The 16164-nt window shown below is 66.2% G+C and carries 11 protein-coding genes and 3 pseudogenes; 12 read left to right on the forward strand and 2 right to left on the reverse strand.

Annotation, left to right across the window (positions count from 1 at the left end; all coding sequences use genetic code 11):
• Window positions 1-656 precede the first annotated feature (656 nt).
• On the forward strand, window positions 657-2267 hold the full coding sequence (locus ACOQPH_RS13475; protein WP_420621894.1) for an ATP-grasp domain-containing protein: 1611 nt from the start codon (window positions 657-659) through the stop codon (window positions 2265-2267).
• A gap of 452 nt (window positions 2268-2719) precedes the next feature.
• Window positions 2720-4423 (forward strand): IS1634 family transposase, encoded by a 1704-nt coding sequence (locus tag ACOQPH_RS13480; protein ID WP_420621888.1) that lies wholly within the window; start codon window positions 2720-2722, stop codon window positions 4421-4423.
• Here the strand turns inward: ACOQPH_RS13480 and ACOQPH_RS13485 are convergent.
• Complete coding sequence (locus tag ACOQPH_RS13485) at window positions 4420-5292, reverse strand: caspase family protein (protein ID WP_420621895.1); 873 nt, start codon at window positions 5290-5292, stop codon at window positions 4420-4422. The genes ACOQPH_RS13480 and ACOQPH_RS13485 overlap by 4 nt on opposite strands.
• Before the next feature lie 4 nt (window positions 5293-5296).
• Window positions 5297-5605: pseudogene (locus tag ACOQPH_RS13490) on the reverse strand (TIR domain-containing protein); the annotation flags it as partial.
• A gap of 256 nt (window positions 5606-5861) precedes the next feature.
• Here ACOQPH_RS13490 and ACOQPH_RS13495 point away from each other — a divergent pair.
• From ACOQPH_RS13495 to ACOQPH_RS13540, 10 genes and pseudogenes are all read left to right on the forward strand, one after another.
• The gene (locus tag ACOQPH_RS13495; RefSeq protein ID WP_420621896.1) at window positions 5862-6167 is read left to right on the forward strand and encodes a transposase; all 306 of its coding nucleotides are present in this window, start codon (window positions 5862-5864) and stop codon (window positions 6165-6167) included.
• Window positions 6164-6733 (forward strand): annotated as a pseudogene (locus tag ACOQPH_RS13500) (IS3 family transposase); the annotation flags it as partial. The gene ACOQPH_RS13495 and the pseudogene ACOQPH_RS13500, both read left to right, overlap by 4 nt.
• 47 nt (window positions 6734-6780) lie before the next feature.
• A complete protein-coding gene (locus ACOQPH_RS13505; protein ID WP_420621183.1) occupies window positions 6781-8181 on the forward strand; it encodes an IS30 family transposase in 1401 nt (466 codons plus the stop codon).
• A 178-nt stretch (window positions 8182-8359) separates the two neighbouring features.
• The gene (locus tag ACOQPH_RS13510; protein WP_420621897.1) at window positions 8360-9451 is read left to right on the forward strand and encodes a tyrosine-type recombinase/integrase; all 1092 of its coding nucleotides are present in this window, start codon (window positions 8360-8362) and stop codon (window positions 9449-9451) included.
• Entirely contained in the window at window positions 9399-11351 is a 1953-nt protein-coding gene (locus tag ACOQPH_RS13515) for a tyrosine-type recombinase/integrase (protein ID WP_420621898.1), read from the forward strand. Before ACOQPH_RS13510 ends, ACOQPH_RS13515 begins: the two co-directional genes overlap by 53 nt.
• Window positions 11348-11656 (forward strand): DUF6262 family protein, encoded by a 309-nt coding sequence (locus tag ACOQPH_RS13520; protein ID WP_420621899.1) that lies wholly within the window; start codon window positions 11348-11350, stop codon window positions 11654-11656. Before ACOQPH_RS13515 ends, ACOQPH_RS13520 begins: the two co-directional genes overlap by 4 nt.
• Window positions 11657-11714: 58 nt before the next feature.
• Window positions 11715-11918, forward strand: a pseudogene (locus ACOQPH_RS13525) (IS3 family transposase); the annotation flags it as partial.
• A 27-nt stretch (window positions 11919-11945) separates the two neighbouring features.
• The gene (locus tag ACOQPH_RS13530) at window positions 11946-13265 is read left to right on the forward strand and encodes an IS1380 family transposase (protein ID WP_420621900.1); all 1320 of its coding nucleotides are present in this window, start codon (window positions 11946-11948) and stop codon (window positions 13263-13265) included.
• Between the two features lie 322 nt (window positions 13266-13587).
• Window positions 13588-14874 carry an IS256 family transposase gene (locus ACOQPH_RS13535; protein ID WP_420621901.1) on the forward strand — a complete coding sequence of 429 codons (1287 nt, stop codon included), beginning with the start codon at window positions 13588-13590 and terminating at the stop codon, window positions 14872-14874.
• Between the two features lie 173 nt (window positions 14875-15047).
• Window positions 15048-16163 (forward strand): transposase, encoded by a 1116-nt coding sequence (locus ACOQPH_RS13540; RefSeq protein WP_420621902.1) that lies wholly within the window; start codon window positions 15048-15050, stop codon window positions 16161-16163.
• Window position 16164 lies beyond the last annotated feature (1 nt).

A 16164-nucleotide genomic window follows, 5' to 3' on the forward strand; every position in this document is an offset into this window, starting at 1 on the left:
TGTCGCAGCACTACCGAGTCACACGCTGCCGGTGCCGTACGCTGCCCGGGCGTACGACTCGACCCAGATTGCGTACCAGGAACCAGCAAGGCCGAAGTTGACGGCGGCCCATCAGCCGCAACGGCACGAAAGGCATGTGCCCTGGAGCGGTCTGACGCCTCGTGCGAGCTGTGGCCTCAAGGCAAGTTGTATGCAAACCACATGGCGGTAGTCTTCGGACATGAGACGTAGAACGGTACTGGGCAGACTCTGGGACGGTCAAGAGAATCCCGGAGGCAACGGAGACGACACCTTCGTGCGTGGAGAAACTCCCGAGCCACCACCAGAGCCACCGGCTGACCTCGCTTTGCATGGCGGTACCCGGACGACAAGCCCAGAGCTACTTGACCACAGCGTCATTGCCGTGCGGGGAGTGACCGACGCGCGCGGCGAGACAGCCACAATCACCGATGCAAATCGGCCGATTCCGAATCCGACCCGACCACCTGCACGACCTGCACCAAAGAGGCCCGAACCGTCACGGCCATCACCTCGTCGACCCGATCCGCCAAAGCGCGACGTAACCAGGGTCCGCGGAGAGGCGGCCGCCAACGGTGAGGACGACACGCGTACTCGAGGTGAGAGCGCCGACTAGATACCAGGTGCCCCCACGTACGATGGCCAAACTCGATGTCCTGATACTGGACAACCCCGGTGGCCGACATGCGGACTTAGTCGAGCATGCCGTGATTACACGTGGGGCAACCTGTCTGCGTCTCGATGCATCAGGTCTCCTTGGCTCGACCGTGAACATTCGACCCGGTGAGTTTCGAGTCCGTCGTGACGCCGCGGAGTGGCAGGTGTCAACCTCGACCTCTGTGTGGTATCACCGACTCGGGTCTCCCAACGTCGATGGATTCGACACCGATGAGGCACAACTGGTACGCGACGAAACACCCCATATCTTGATCGGCGGTTTGGTCAGTTGCGGAGTCAGATGGGTCGACGAGCCGCACAGGGTCGCCCGCGCTGAACGCAAGCTGTATCAACTTGGCACGGCATCCAGGCTACAAATTAGGATTCCCCGATCGCTCGTGACCAATGACCTCACGGAGGCGACGCGTCTTTGTAACGACTTGCGCCTTATAGCCAAGCCTCTCTCTCCAGGCGCAGGAATCGTCCCGCACGTCAGTGAAGTTGCACACGATGACCTCAGCAACGTCAATGCTTTACCCGTGCTACTTCAAGAATTGGTCGTTTCCGCTGTGGCCGACCTCAGGGTTGTTGTTATCGGCAATCAAGCTTGGACATGGCGGCGAATTCGCGAGGCTGACACAATCGACTGGCGTGCTGTCGACCCGAGTGGTCTCGACTTCGAGCACGTAGCGTATCAATCGATCAAGCAAGACGCGGTAGATTTATGTCTTGCACTTGGTCTTACGACGTGCGTACAAGACTGGCTCGATACACCCGAAGGCCCGGTTTTCTTGGAAGCAAATCCAGCAGGAGCATGGGCATTTCTCCGCGGTTCGCAAGACGTCATTCCCCCGGCACTCGCTGACCACCTCTGTGAGAGGCCCCGAACCGAACTCACTGCTGGGCACTGGGCTAGGCCCCACAAGCGCATCTTGTGGGATCTAGGCCGCGCCGGCAAGGCACCAAGCAATGATGGTACACGCGCACCTGTATATGCGGCACCGCCGTGGGCGTCCTTGGCGGCAAGATCTCCTGAGGCCCTCTCCGTCGTACGCCGCGCAAACGATGAATCAATAGCAGCTGCCCGCACGGCGGAGGACAAAGCGGCACGCCTGCTCCGCACAGCTCTCACGACTGTCGCTGTGTCGGCAGCGCTCACGGGCTATCAACTGCAGTTCGCGCTTGAACACAGCCTCTGGCTTCTTACACTCGTGGCGCCTGTGGCTGGAGCATTCGCATCTCTTGCAATAGCGGCATTCGAGGCCACTCAGATTGACCGCGTTGGATTCTATAGGCACGCTAAGGGGCAGGATCTTGCCCAGCCTGGACCGCGAGAATCCGTCGTCACTGTGGTCGAGGAAGAAGAGGCCGGCCGACGACTCGCTCTGTGGACTTCAAAGAAGAAACACACCGACCTGATGCAAGCACGTGCATGGTTCTCACGCGGACTATCCCTGTTGCTCCTCGCCGCATTAGTTGCTGCCACGTCATGGGGCATCAATGCCGCTGAATCGAGATCCGACGAAGCGGCATCACATAGGCAGATGTCCCAGACTGCTGATACATCCCAAGCGAGCGTTCCTTCACGCTGATCTACGGCTCGCCGTAGGATCCCAAGGTGATCGATCAACTGGGGGCGACCACGTCATCCCACGCTGAAAAAACAAAGCGTAGCAAATTCTCAGATCAGACTCTTGTTAACGAGTGACCAGTAGTGCCGACCGAGGATTGTGAGCTCACATGCCTTGCTTTCCATCGCTGCATGCCACATGTGCGGTGCTCCGACTGGCCGTACTAAGTTCACCTTCACCAGATTCTGGAGGATCTTGAACTTCGCGTTGTGTTCGGGATCGGGGAGGGGCATTGTGGGTCGATTGGATTCTTCGTCCGAGCGCTCAGGCCCGAATTTGACGGGTTGGGGTGCGTGTTGGGCGGGTGTCGGGTTTGTGACCTGCGGGTTTGGGTGCGGCGAGGTTGTTCCGTGATGGTTTTGTAGGGGCGACATTTGCAGCTTGGCGGGAGTGGTGGGTGTTATGCTGCTGGGGTGTTCGTGAAGACGACGAGGCGGCGCAGGGGCGACAAGACGTATGAGTATCTGTCTTTGGTGGAGTCGGTGCGCGACGGCGCGAAGGTCGGGCACCGCACGCTGCTGCGGCTGGGCGAGGCCTCAGCGCTGCGACGCTCGGGCCAGCTCGAGCGCATCGTCGCAGCCTTGGAGGCCCATCTGGAACGCGAACGCGTCGATCCTGGGGCGGTGGAGGCCGAGGGGGCGCCCGCGGCGGGCGGGGTGGCGTGCGCGGCGGCGGTGTGGGAGCGGCTGGGCCTGGGCGGCTGGTTCGCCGAGGCGGGATCGGCGCGCGGCGCCGACCGGCTGGGCGACGCGGTGTTCGCGATGACGGCGAACCGGCTGGTCGCGCCGTGCTCGAAGCGGCGGCTGCCCGAGTGGGCCGCAGCCGACGTGGTCATGCCCGAGGGGTGGTCCGCTCCGTCGCCGGCGCAGTACTACCGGGCGCTGGACGCCGTCGCGGACGTCAAGGACTCGACCGAGGAGTTCCTGTTCGGTCGGCTGTGCGACCTGACCAGCCTGGACCTGCGGTTCGTGTGCTATGACCTGACCTCGACCTATCTGGAGGGCTCCACGGGTCCCTCGGAGCGGTTCGGGTCCAAGGCGTTCGGCTATTCGCGCGACCGGCGCCCGGACCGGCCCCAGGTCGTGATCGGGCTGCTGTGCACCGGCGACGGCGTCCCGATCGCGCACCACGTGTTCGCCGGGAACACCAACGACGCGTCCACGCTGCCCGGCGTGCTCGCCGACCTCACCGAGCGGTTCGCGGTCGGGAGGATCTGCGTGGTCGCGGACCGGGGCCTGGTCTCGGCGGGCAACGTCGCCGCGGTCGCCGACGCCGGCTGCGACCACGTGCTCGCCACCCGCCTGCACCGCGACAAGGCCTGCCGCGAAGCCCTCGAGACCATCGGCGCCGACACCGCCTGGACCGACGTGGCCGCCTGTCGGTGCCGCGCCGCCGAGGCCGTCCTCGCCGACGGCACCCGAGCCATAGTCGTGGAGTCCGACGCCCGCGCCCGACGCGACACGCGGCGCACAGCCGAGCTCGTCGCCCGCGCCGAAGCCGGCCTGGTCGCCCTCGAACACAGAGTCCGGGCCGGACGGCTCGCAGACCCCGCCCTGATCGGACGCGCCGCGCAGCGCGTCCTGGGGCCCAGCGGCGTCGCCGCCCTGTTCGACCTCGAGATCGCGCCCGGCCGGTTCGTCTACCACTACGACGAACACGCTCACGCCTACGAGAGACTCCTCGCCGGCCGCTACGTGCTCACCACCAGCCTTGACGCCCAACAGGCCCCCACCGCACGCGTCGTCGCCGCCTACCGTCAGCTCGCCGACGTCGAAGACCGGTTCCGGACCCTCAAGGACTTCCTGCGGCTGCGCCCCATACGGCACTGGACCGAAAAACGCGTCCGCGGCCACATCGCCGTGTGCGTCTACGCCGCTTTGGCCGAGACCCTCATCTCACGCGACCTCCAAACAGCCCACATCGCCGACCCCGACCAGCCCGACCAGCACCTCACCGCCGCCCGAGCCCTGCGAGAACTCGACCGCATACGCCAAGTCCGCCTCACCGCCCACGACAAGCACATCACCCTCACCACCCGCCGCAGCCCCCTCCAAAACCAGATCCTCGCCGCCACCCACACCCCCACACGCACCTGGGACAAAGCCCGCATCCACTAACGCGTACCCCCTCCCCAGAACCGATGTAGTGGAAACACCAACCCGCGCGCCCCCACTGACCTGCCAAAACGCAAAACACCCGTCAAACTCGGGTCAGGCTCGTAGGAAGGGTCAAGCTGATATGGAGCCTCGGGATCTGGAAACAGCTGAATCAGTTCATGTAGATCTTCACGTGCAACCGGTGGTGTCGCCGTGCGGAGAGACACAAACCGTTTAACATTAGTCTTGAATACGGGGCGTTGCGCCCATGGCCCTAGAGATTGATCTATGTGCGCGTACACGCTCCCTGGAGTAATATCGCCAACGAGGTTCGCGGCCGCGCCGCTGAGCGCATCTACAAGCAGGTCCGTAAAAACACCCCCACCGTCTGCGGTCTCCATCGCGTATTGATGCTCCGTTGACGCCGTCAGGATCGTGGTTCCATCGGTTACCTCAGCTAGACCCTTCGTTAGTGCGTTGTTTGCAGCGACACCTCCATGACAGCTATCAAGAATAATTACTTTGCTGCGGGCCGCGGAGGTGTTCGCAAGGGTCACAAGTTCGGCGAGAGCTAGGCCGTCGTCGCCGTCTGCGCAGTCGCTTGCGCACAAGAACCCTCCAGTTTCATCGATAAAGCCATGTCCCGCGAAGTAGAAGAGCGCAATGTCAGCATCGCCCATGAAGAGCTGCCTTACCGCTTCCTTCAGGTCGCGCTTTGAGAGCGTGCTCGTTGTGTCTGTGGCGACGAGGAGTCGCGGATTGGCGAAATTTGGGGTCCCGTCTACATTTCGCCCAAGTACGTTCTCGACGGCACAGGCGTCCTTGACACAGCCGTGCAAACTTCCGATGTGGGTGTATTCGTCGATGCCAACAATCAGAGCCTTGCGCATTGTTCTATAGCGAATCGATGAAGCTGCTGATATTCACGTCGTTCCACACCTTCGTGGATACACCAGCGATTTTCGTGCGATCATTGCGATACGCCCAGATCCCGAGGATCTTCTTCTCCTCCTCTTTCGCGCATCGAATCTCCCATTTTTGCCCGCTTGAGGAGAGCGAATTCTTGCTGGCCAAAACGATCACACCGTGGGACCGTCTTATTCGGGTCCGCACCCTTTCCTTCCAGTCGCTGTCGTAAGCCGTCTTCACCGACATGTCGACAAATTCATACGGCGAGCGAGAACTTAGTGATTGCCCTTTTAGCCCTGATTATTCACAAGTCGGGCGGTCTGGGTTGTCTGGGTCCGCGGAAAAGCCCCTCTGACCTGCGACGATGCATATCTGCAAAGAACGCATCTTCGAGTTCAGGGGGGCATCTCCGAGGTGAAAGCTACCAGTGTCACAACTGCGCGTCTGGCAGGCGGCGGGGACCGTGTCGTGTGGGGTGTGGGGTGGTGCTCCCTGGGTTTCGCGCGGGGGCGATGCTGGATTCTGCTGTCATGAGCTGTGAGGAGGCTTCATGGCGCCGAAGGGGTATCCGGCAGAGTTCCGGCGGCGTGTGATCGATTTGGTCGACGCTGGCCGTCCGGTCGCGGCGGTTGCGGCTGAGCTGGGGATCAGCGGCCAGTCGATCTACACGTGGCGCCGCCAGGCGCGTATCGATGCGGGGGTCGAGCCCGGCATGAGGACCGCTGAGCATGCCGAGCTGGTGGCTCTGCGCAAGCGGGTCCGTGAGCTTGAGACCGAGCTGGCGATCCATCGTCGTGCAACCGAGCTGCTGAAGGGGGACGGCGACCCAAAAGGCGGTACGCGGCGATCAGAGTGATCGCCGCAGAAGGACTTCCGGTCGAGGTGGCGTGCCGACTCTTGGGTGTGTCGGTGTCGGGCTATTACAGCTGGATGAGTCGTCCGCGGTCCGCGCGGTCGATCCGTCACGCGCAGCCGGCGGGAATCATCGCGGAGATCCATGCCGATTCCCGACAGACCTACGGCGCCAAGCGTGTTCACGGCGAGCTCACCTTGGGTCGGGGCATAGCGGTGTGCCGCCAGACCGTCGAGACGCTGATGCGGCGGGCGGGGCTGCGCGGCATCTCGGGACGGCCCAAGCATCGCAAGGCCCCGAACACTGCTACCGCGGCGGACCTCGTCGACCGCGACTTCGCAAGACCCCGGCCCGATCAGCTGTGGGTGACCGACATCACCGAGCACCCGACCCGCGAAGGCAAGGTCTACTGCGCGGTGGTGCTGGACACCTTCAGCCGACGGGTCGTGGGCTGGTCCATCGATTCCCGACAGACCGCCGCACTGGTCACCAACGCATTGGGCATGGCCATCGACGGCCGCAGCCCGACACCGGGTGAGACCGTGATTCACAGCGACCAAGGCACCCAGGCTGGACTCAACCGGTCGTCGCAACACCTCGATTGTGGAGGTGCGAGATGGGGACGATGCGGGAGCGGCAGCGCGAGGTCCAGTTGTATCGGGGGCAGATCCCGTCGCCGGGTCGGCCGACGGTCGCGTGGCGGCAGGACCGGGTTCGGTTCTGGGCGGCGATCGCTGGCGGCGACAAGACCGAGGACGCGGCGGCACAAGCGGGGGTGTCATCCCCCGTTGGGTTCCGGTGGTTCCGTCACGCTGGCGGGGTGAACCCATGTTTGTCCCCGACGGTGTCGGGCCGGTATCTGTCGTTTGCCGAGCGTGAGGACATCGCGTTGTTCCGGGCCCAGGGCCTCGGTGTGCGTGAGATCGCCCGCAGGCTCGATCGCAGCCCGTCGACGGTCTCGCGGGAGCTTCGCCGCAACGCGTCGACGAGAACGTTCCGGCTCGAGTACAAGGCGACGATCGCGCAGTGGCACGCAGAGCGGCGCGCTCGTCGTCCGAGGCCAGCGAAGCTCGCTGGCAATGAACGGCTTCGCAGCTGTGTGGCTGAGCGGCTCTCGGGCGCGGTTCGGTCGCCCGGCGGTCGCGCCTTGGGGCCTGAGGGCCCGAAGTGGCAGGGCCGCAACAAGCCTCATCGTGGTGACCGCCGCTGGGTGCAGGGCTGGAGCCCCGAGCAGATCTCGAACCGCCTGAAGGCCGATTTCGCCGATGATGAGTCCATGCGCATCAGCCACGAGGCCATCTATCAGGCGCTCTACGTCGAAGGCCGGGGTGCGCTCAAGCGCGAGCTGGTCGCGTGCCTGCGCTCGGGGAGGGCTCTGAGGGTTCCTCGGGCCCGAGCCCGCCAGAGGGCCTGGGCCCATGTCACCCCGGAGGTGATGATCAGCGAACGACCCGCCGAGGTCGAGGACCGGGCCGTGCCCGGACATTGGGAAGGCGATCTGGTGATCGGTCTGAAGCGCTCAGCGATCGGCACCCTTGTCGAGCGCACCACCCGCTTCACGATGCTGATCCACTTGCCACGCGAACACGGCTACGGCGTCATCGCCCGCACCAAGAACGGCCCAGCCCTCGCCGGCTACGGCGCCATCACCATGAAGAACGCTCTCGCAGCATCAATGACCACACTGCCCGAGCAGCTGCGCCGCTCGGTGACCTGGGACCGCGGCAAGGAACTGTCCGCCCACGCCGCGTTCACCGTCGAGACCGACATCGCGGTCTACTTCGCCGACCCCAAGAGCCCCTGGCAGCGCGGCACCAACGAGAACACCAACGGACTGCTGCGCCAATACTTCCCCAAAGGCACCGACCTGTCCCGATGGACCGCCGAAGAGATCGAAGCCGTCGCCCACACCCTCAACACCCGGCCACGCAAGACCCTCGGATGGAAGACCCCAGCAGAAGCCCTCGACGAACACCTACGCTCGCTACAACAAGCCGGTGTTGCGACGACCGGTTGAGTCCAGCCAGTTCACCTCCTGGGCATTCACCCAGCGGGCAATCGACTCGGGGCTGCTGCCCTCGATGGGCTCGGTCGGCGATTGCCTGTTAACCGGCCAATTTGTTGTGGGGCTGGTAGATGAGTGCCCGGTTGGGGCTGGGTAATGCTTGCATTGTGGTTCGCTGGGCGTTACAGATGTGGCTGTGCCGGATGGCGGGTTGTTCCTCGAGCGGACTGGGGTTGGCTGGCAGCTTGCCGGCGACAGCGCCGGCCGGTTCGGGTTGGTGAACGACTATCTGTCGTATCTGGTTGACCGGAATTACTCGCCGCGCACGATCCGCACCTACGGGTTCGGGCTGTTGGCGTTGTGCCGCTGGCTCGGCGCCGAGGACTTGGATCTGGCCGAGGTCACGACGGATGTGTTGTTGGGGTTCTTGACCGCGTGCCGCAGCGAGCGGGTGGCCGGCCGGCCCGGCGGTACGAACGTGGTCGGGCTCGACGGCCGCCGGACCGACACGTTGTCTGCGGCCACGATCAACCTGCGCTTGGCTGCGGTGTCGGGGTTGTTCTCGTTCCGGTCGATGCGCGACCCGGACGCGCCGAACCCGGTGCCTGCGGGCCGGGAGGCCAAGCGAGCGTCGGCGGGTGAGCGGGGCGGGATGCTCGCCCACGTGTCGCGTGCGCCGAGGCGGCGCTCGCCGTTGCGGGTCCGCGACGCCAGGCGGCTCCCGCGCACGCTCGACGGCCGAGAGGTCGTGGCGCTGCTGGAGAGCCTGCGAGCGTGGCGGGACCGGGCCATCGCCGGGTTGATGGTGTTCTGCGGGTTGCGCTCGTCGGAGGTGTTGGCCCTCGACGTCGCCGATGTCGACATCGGCGCCCGCTGGCTGCTGGTGTCGGGCAAGGGCGGCAAGGAGCGCCGGGTCCCGCTCGACGTCGACGTCGCCGGGGTGATCGGGACCTACCTGCTCGCCGAGCGCCCTGAGACGACCAGCGCCAGGCTGTTCGTCGTGGCCAAGGGCCCCACCCGCGGGCAGCCGCTCACCCCGGCGGGGCTGCGGCGCATCTTTCGCTATCACCGCGAGATCACCGGCATCACGGCCGCGCATCCCCACGCGTTGCGTCACACCTTCGGCACCGCTTTGGCCGAGGCCGGCGTGGACTTGGCCGTGATGGCGGCCTTGTTGGGCCACGCCCACATCGACACCACCGCCCGCTACATCCATGTTGCCCCCGCCCATGTCAAGGCCGAGTTCGATGCTGCCCGCCGCCGCCAACGCGCCAACACCTGAACCGGTGCCGGTCCCAGCACCGGGCCAGCTGCTGGCGGCGTGGCGGGACCGCCAGCGCGCCACCGGCCGGGGGAACCCGGCCTCGGACTGGGCGGCCCGGGCATTCCTGGACCGCTGGCCCGACCCGCAGGCCTGGGCCGGCCAACCCCTGCGCGCCCGGCTGGTGCTGCCGCCTTCGACGATGTCGCTGCTGATGTTCTTGATGACCCACCGGTGGCTGCGGCCGGGCTGGGACTGGCTGGTGTCACGCAAGCTGTCGAGCTTGTGGCGCGAGATCCGCAGCTCGCCGCTCGAGGCCGACATGGGTCGGTTCTGCGACACCGCGGTGGCGGTCGGGTTCACCCAGATTCAGGCGAAGCGGGCCGCGTCCCAGTCGGCCGGCCGGCTGTTGATCCAGACCGGGCGCCCACTCGAACAGTTGACCATCGGCGACATGGAGACGCTGGCCGACGCGTGCCGGGCACGCGAGGCTGCGACCGGACAACGCTGGCGGCACTACCGGGGGGCGCTCGTGTGCGCCCACACGGTGCTGTTCCACCTCGACATCGTCCCCCAACCACCCGAACCCCACCAGCAGCCGGACACCTTCGAGGCTCGGCTGGCCGACTGCGGCCCGAGCCTGCGCTCCGCCATGGCCGCCTACCTCCAACGCAAGAGCGGAACCTGTCGGCCCAAGACCGTGTCCAGTCTGGCCACCCGACTCGCCCACTTCGGCCGGTTCCTCGCCGAACACGACCCCGAGCTCGAATCGCTCGCCGGGCTGAGCCGCCAACGCCACATCGAGCCCTACCTGAACTCCGTCGCCCACGCAGTGTCATCAAAGAACGGGCGGGCCATTACCGTCGCCGACCAGGACCGCCGGATCCGCGCTGTCGGCCACATGCTCGCAGAGATCACCGAGTGGGGCTGGGACGACGCCCCCGCCCGGAAGCTGATCTTCCGGTCCGATCATCCCCGCCAGCCGCGGCCATTGCCCCGCTATCTGCCCGTGGACGCCGACCGGCGACTCACCGAAGCGCTCGAAGCCTCCGCCTATCGCCTCGCCGCCGACGCGCTGCTGCTGGCCCGAGCCGTCGGGCTGCGCATCGGCGAACTCCTCGACCTCGAGCTGGAATGCGTCCACGAGATCAGCGGCCACGGCGCCTGGCTGAAGGTCCCCCTCGGCAAGCTCGACACCGAACGCATGGTCCCCCTCGACGACGAGACCGTCGCTCTCATCGACCGGATCACCGCCACCCGCTCGGCGGGTCAGCCGCTGCGGCATCCACGCACCGCCCGAGCGACCCAGTTCCTGTTCACCCACCACGGGCGCCGGCTGTCGCAGACCGCGGTCCGCACAGAACTGGCCCGCAGCGCCGAGACCGCCGGGATCGGCCACGTCACCCCCCACCAGCTCCGCCACACCTACGCCACCGCCCTGATCAACGCCGGCGTCTCCCTCCAAGCGCTCATGGCCCTCCTCGGCCACGCCTCAGCCGAGATGAGCCTGCGCTACGCGCACCTCTTCGACGCCACCGTCCGCGCCGAATACGAACGCGCCCTCGACTTGGCCAAGAGCCGCATCGGCGCCATGCCCACACCAACGGGCCGGCCGCGCATCCCCGTCACCGCCAACGGTGGCACCTCCGACGACTGGCGCGTCGCGCCGGCCATCAAAGCGCGCCTCGCCGGCGGCCACTGCCTACGCGCCCCCGCCCAAGGAGCCTGCCCCTACGCCAACATCTGCGAGCACTGCCCCAGCTTCCGCACCGATGCCGCGTCGGCCGCCGTGCTCTCCGCGCAACGCGTCGACACCCAAGCACTCCTCGCCGACGCCCAAGCACGCGGCTGGATCGACGAAACCGACCGGCACCGACGCCTCCTCGACCGCCTCGACACGCTCATCGCCAACACCCCATGACCACCAACGTCGAAACCGTCGAAGCCGCCTGCGCCCGCCTCGCCAACCACGGCCAAGCGATCACCTTCACCGCCGTCGCCGAACACGCCCGCATCAGCCGCACCACCCTCTACCGCAACCCCCAACTCCGAGCCATCGTCGACGAACACCGCCACCACAGCCACGACCCCCACACCCTCACCGCACTCGCCGCCGAGATCGCCCACCTGCGCACCGGCCTCGAAGCACTCGCCGACCGAACCCGAAACCACGAAGAACGGCTCCGCCACCTCGAACACCGCCAACCCCGCCGCAAAGCCAACTAACCGACCGGCCAACCGAACCACGCCCCAACCCAAGCCGTGATTGGCCGGATAAAGCTACGACAATGCGATGATCGAGTCGTTCTGGTCCCGGATGCAAGTCGAGCTATTGGACCGCAAGCGCTGGCACACGCGCATCGAGCTGGCCAACGCCATCTTCGAGTATCTGGAGATCTGGCACAACCGGCAGCGACGGCACACCTCGCTTGGCATGCTGACACCGGTCGAGTTCGAAACTCGACACCAACACAAACCGGCAGCATGAATCCAACATCACGCCTACGCGAAACCCATGGACCCCCAGAGCCTCCACCAAACCCGGTGTGATTCACTGTTCGCTTTGGGCGGTTTCGCGGACCGTGTCGGGCTGACCGAGGCGCTGTCGGCCGCGGTTCCCCGACGAGGCGAGCGCGCTCCGGTCCATGACCGGGGCGCGGTGCTGGTCCATGCGTTGTTGATGCTGGCCGGGGGCGGGGAGGCGTGCACCGATATTGAGTATCTGCGCGCTCAGCGCGAGCTGTTCGGCGACGTCGCGTCGGACTCGACGCTGTACCGCACGATCACGGGACTGGGCGCGGGCGGCGCCGGGGCGCTGTTGGGCGCGGCCGCAGCGGTTCGCGAGCGGCTGTGGGCCGACCGTGACCGCAGCGGCCCTTTGGTGGTCGATGTCGACTCGACGCTGGTGGAGGTGCACTCGGAGAACAAGGCGGGTGCCGCGCCGCATTACAAGGGCGGGTTCGGGTTCCATCCGATGGTCTGCTCCACCTCCGAGGGGGAGCCGCTGTGGATAAAGCAGCGGCCCGGCAACGCCGCCGCGAACGACATTTCGGATCATCTCGAAGTGATCGACGCCGCTGTGTCGACGCTGCCCGAGCCCGACGCCGCGGGTCACCGCGACGGCGACGACCCCGGCCTCGTGGAGCGCCCTTTGGTGGTGCGCATCGACGCGGCGGGCTGCTCGCCGAAACTCGCTGGGGGGCTGCGGGACCGAAACATCGGATTCGCGGTGTCGGCGCGGTCCAATCGCGGCATCGAAGCAGCGATCCGCGGCGGCCTGGGCGACCCGGGCCGCTGGCACACAGCCCAAAAGCGGCCCGGCCGGCGCAAGCGGCGCAACGCTCAGGTCGCGGACCTCACCGACCTCGCGGACCTGTCGGGCTGGCCTGAGCGCACCCGGCTGGTGGTGCGCCGCGAGCCGCGCCACCCCGGCGCGCAGCGCACCCTGTTCGAAAGCGACAGCTTCCGCTACTGGGGATTCCTCACGGACCAGCCCCGCAGCGCCGCGCAGCTGGACAAGCTGATGCGCTCGCACGCCGACGTCGAGAACGCCGTGTGCCGCCTCAAAGACAGCGGCCTCGAGCGCATGCCGTTCACCGCGTGGGACGCGAACAGCGCCTGGGCCGCCATGTGCATGATCGGCCTCGCGCTCGTGGGCTGGTTCCAGAACGCCTGCCTCACCGGCACGCTGCGCCGCGCCGCGCCCAAACGGCTCCGCTGGCAGCTGTGGCACCTCCCAGCGCTCGTGTGCAACAGCGCGCGGCGCGTCCTTCTGCGGCTGCCCCAACACCACCCCGGCGCCAAAGCGCTGCTCGCCATCGCCCACCCCCGCTGACCCCCCACCAGCGGACCCGACTCCCCGCAGCACCCGCCACCGGCGGGACAGCCCCGCCACACCCAAACACCCACACAGCGCCGCCCGAGCACCAAGACCGGGGCCACCGGCTCTTCTGCGACGCTCCCGCCGGCACCCCAACAGCCCCACACCACCAAACCGGGCGCAAAGCACACCCAAAATACGATCAGCAGAATTCTCGTGAATAATCAGGGTTAGTAGGTCGCGCTGTCGCTCGTCCTCAATTGGGGCCTGTCAGGAATTTTGTGTATCGGGCGTGATCTGAGGGTCCGCAGCTGAGGGCTGTGGGCTGGGAAGGATCATGTCTGTGACTGATCATGACGTGCTGGCTGTGCCGGCGAGCGAAGCTGCCGACGATGCAGCGATGAAGGACTGGGCCGAGTATCTGGTGGCCCAGGCACGCGCGGAGGGCGTGGAGCTGACCGGCGACGGCGGCTTGTTGACCGGGTTGGTGCGCCAGGTGCTCCAGACCGGTCTCGAGGTCGAGATGACCGAGCATTTGGGCTATGAGCGTCACGCCCCGGAAGGCCGCGGGACCCCGAACTCTCGTAATGGGTCGACGCCCAAGCGGGTCACAACCGAGATCGGCGAGGTTGATCTGGCGGTGCCTCGGGACCGTGCGGGGTCCTTCGAGCCGGTGACGGTGCCCAAGCACCAGCGTCGTCTCGACGGCCTGTCGGGGAATGTGATCAGCCTCTATGCGAAGGGGCTCACGACCGGGGAGATCCAGGCGCATCTCGCCGAGATCTATGACACCTCGGTGAGCCGGGAGACGATCTCGAAGATCACCGACGAGATCGTGGCCGACATGGCGGTGTGGCAGAACCGGCCCCTCGACGCCGTGTATGCGGTGCTGTTGATCGACGCGATCGTGGTCAAGGTCCGCGACGCCCAGGTCGCCAACCGGCCCGTCTATGTCGCCATCGGCGTGGATCTTCAAGGCGAACGCGACGTGCTGGGGCTGTGGCTGGGCCCGACCGGCGGCGAGGGCGCCAAGCAATGGGCCACGATGCTCACCGAGCTGCGCAACCGGGGCCTGGCCGACGCGCTGATCGTGTGCTGCGACGGACTCAAAGGACTGCCCTCCTCGATCCGGGCGACCTGGCCCGACGCCACGGTGCAGACCTGCGTGGTGCACATGGTCCGCAACAGCCTGCGGTATGCATCCACCAAGCACTGGGGGCCCATCACCAAGGCCATGCGGGAGATCTACACGTCTTCCACCGTCGAGGCCGCCGAGGCACGCTTCGAGGCCTTCGCCGACGACTGGGAAGGCACCTACCCCGCCATGATCGGCTCATGGCGGCAGGCCTGGGACGAATTCGTCCCGTTCCTGGAGTTCCCGCCCGAGCTGCGCCGGGTCGTGTACACGACCAACGCCGTCGAGAGCCTCAACGCCCGCTTCCGACGGGCAGTGCGCCATCGAGGGCACTTCCCCAACGAACAAGCAGCAATGAAAGTCCTCTACCTTGTCGCCACCGCCAGACGCAAGAACCGAACCAACCTGACCGGAAAGACCAACGGCTGGAAAACCATCCTGAACACACTGACCGTCCACTACGGCGACCGGATCGCCGACCACATCTGATGAAAACCATCACGGCCGGTTACACAAAATTCCTGACAGGCCCCCTCAATTGCGAATGCCACAAAAAGGCTCTTCGCGATTTTTTGGGATGACGGTGGGTTGAGGGTCCTTGGGTAGGGGTCGAGGCCCTGCTGGGATCGGTGTTTGTGGACGCCGAACCCTGGAGGGCCTCGATGGCGAGAGATGTTGTGTCGGTGCGGCTGTGGCTGGCGCAGGTGCGGGTGCTGGGGGTGTTGGTCGACTTGGCCGAGCGGCTGGCGGTGCGGGTCGTCTCGACAGTGCTGCGTCCGAAGTGCCCGCGCTGCGCGACGCCGAGCGGGCGGGTGCATGGCCGCCGCGACAACAAGGTGCGCGATCTGGAGGTGTCGGGTCGGCCGGTGACGCTGGTGTGGCAGCGGCGGCGGCGAAGATGCCGGCTGCTTTTGGTGGAGGGGACCTCGATCCGCCGTCGGCACCGGTACGTGACGGTGCTCGTGAACGGCGACACCGGCGAGGTGCTCGCGATGGTGCCCCACCGCAACGCCCAGGCGCTGTCGGGGTTCCTGGCCTCCCAGGGGCACAGATGGTGCAAGGGCGTGAAGGTCGTGGTGTCCGACGGCTCGAAGCCATACAAGGCAGCAATCGAACGGCGGCTCGGCCACGCCCGCCACGTGCTGGACCGGTACCGGGTCATCAGATGGTTCGCAGCGGGGCTGACCGCGGTGCGCCGCGACGTCCAGCGCCGCCCCGAGGGCTCCAAGCCGGCGTCCGACCCCGAAGTGTTCCGGGCACGGTTCTTGCTCATGCGCCGCCCCGACACGCTCGACGCCACCGAGCGAGCACGCCTCGACGGCCTCTTCGCCGCCCACCCGAGGCTCAAGGCTGCATGGGCAGCGCTCGGCGAGCTGCACGGCCTCTACCTCGCCAAGGACCGAAAAGGCGCCCTCGAAGCGCTCGACCGGTTCGCGGACATCTACCGCACCGGCCAGATACCCGAGTTCAGCGACATCGTCGACACGTTCCTCGCCTGGCACGAGGAAATCCTCGACTGGCACCGAGCCCGACGGCCCCCCAACGGCCGAATCGACCGGACCGACAACCTGCCGCAGGTCCTGCGCCGCAAAGCCCACCGATTCACCAACTACGCCAACTTCGAAGCCCGCGGCATCCTCATCACACAGCCTGACAACACCGAGCCCAGCAGCCCGATCCCACAAAACCGCGAAGGCTCGAATAGTTTTGTTCCTGGCCAAGGCTTGACGAAGCGGCTTGGTATTCGGAGCGAAGTGCTACATACTCGTTCGGATTGAA

The sequence above is a fragment of the Candidatus Poriferisodalis sp. genome (assembly GCF_965221945.1).
In the GTDB taxonomy this organism is placed as follows: Bacteria; Actinomycetota; Acidimicrobiia; order Acidimicrobiales; family Poriferisodalaceae; genus Poriferisodalis.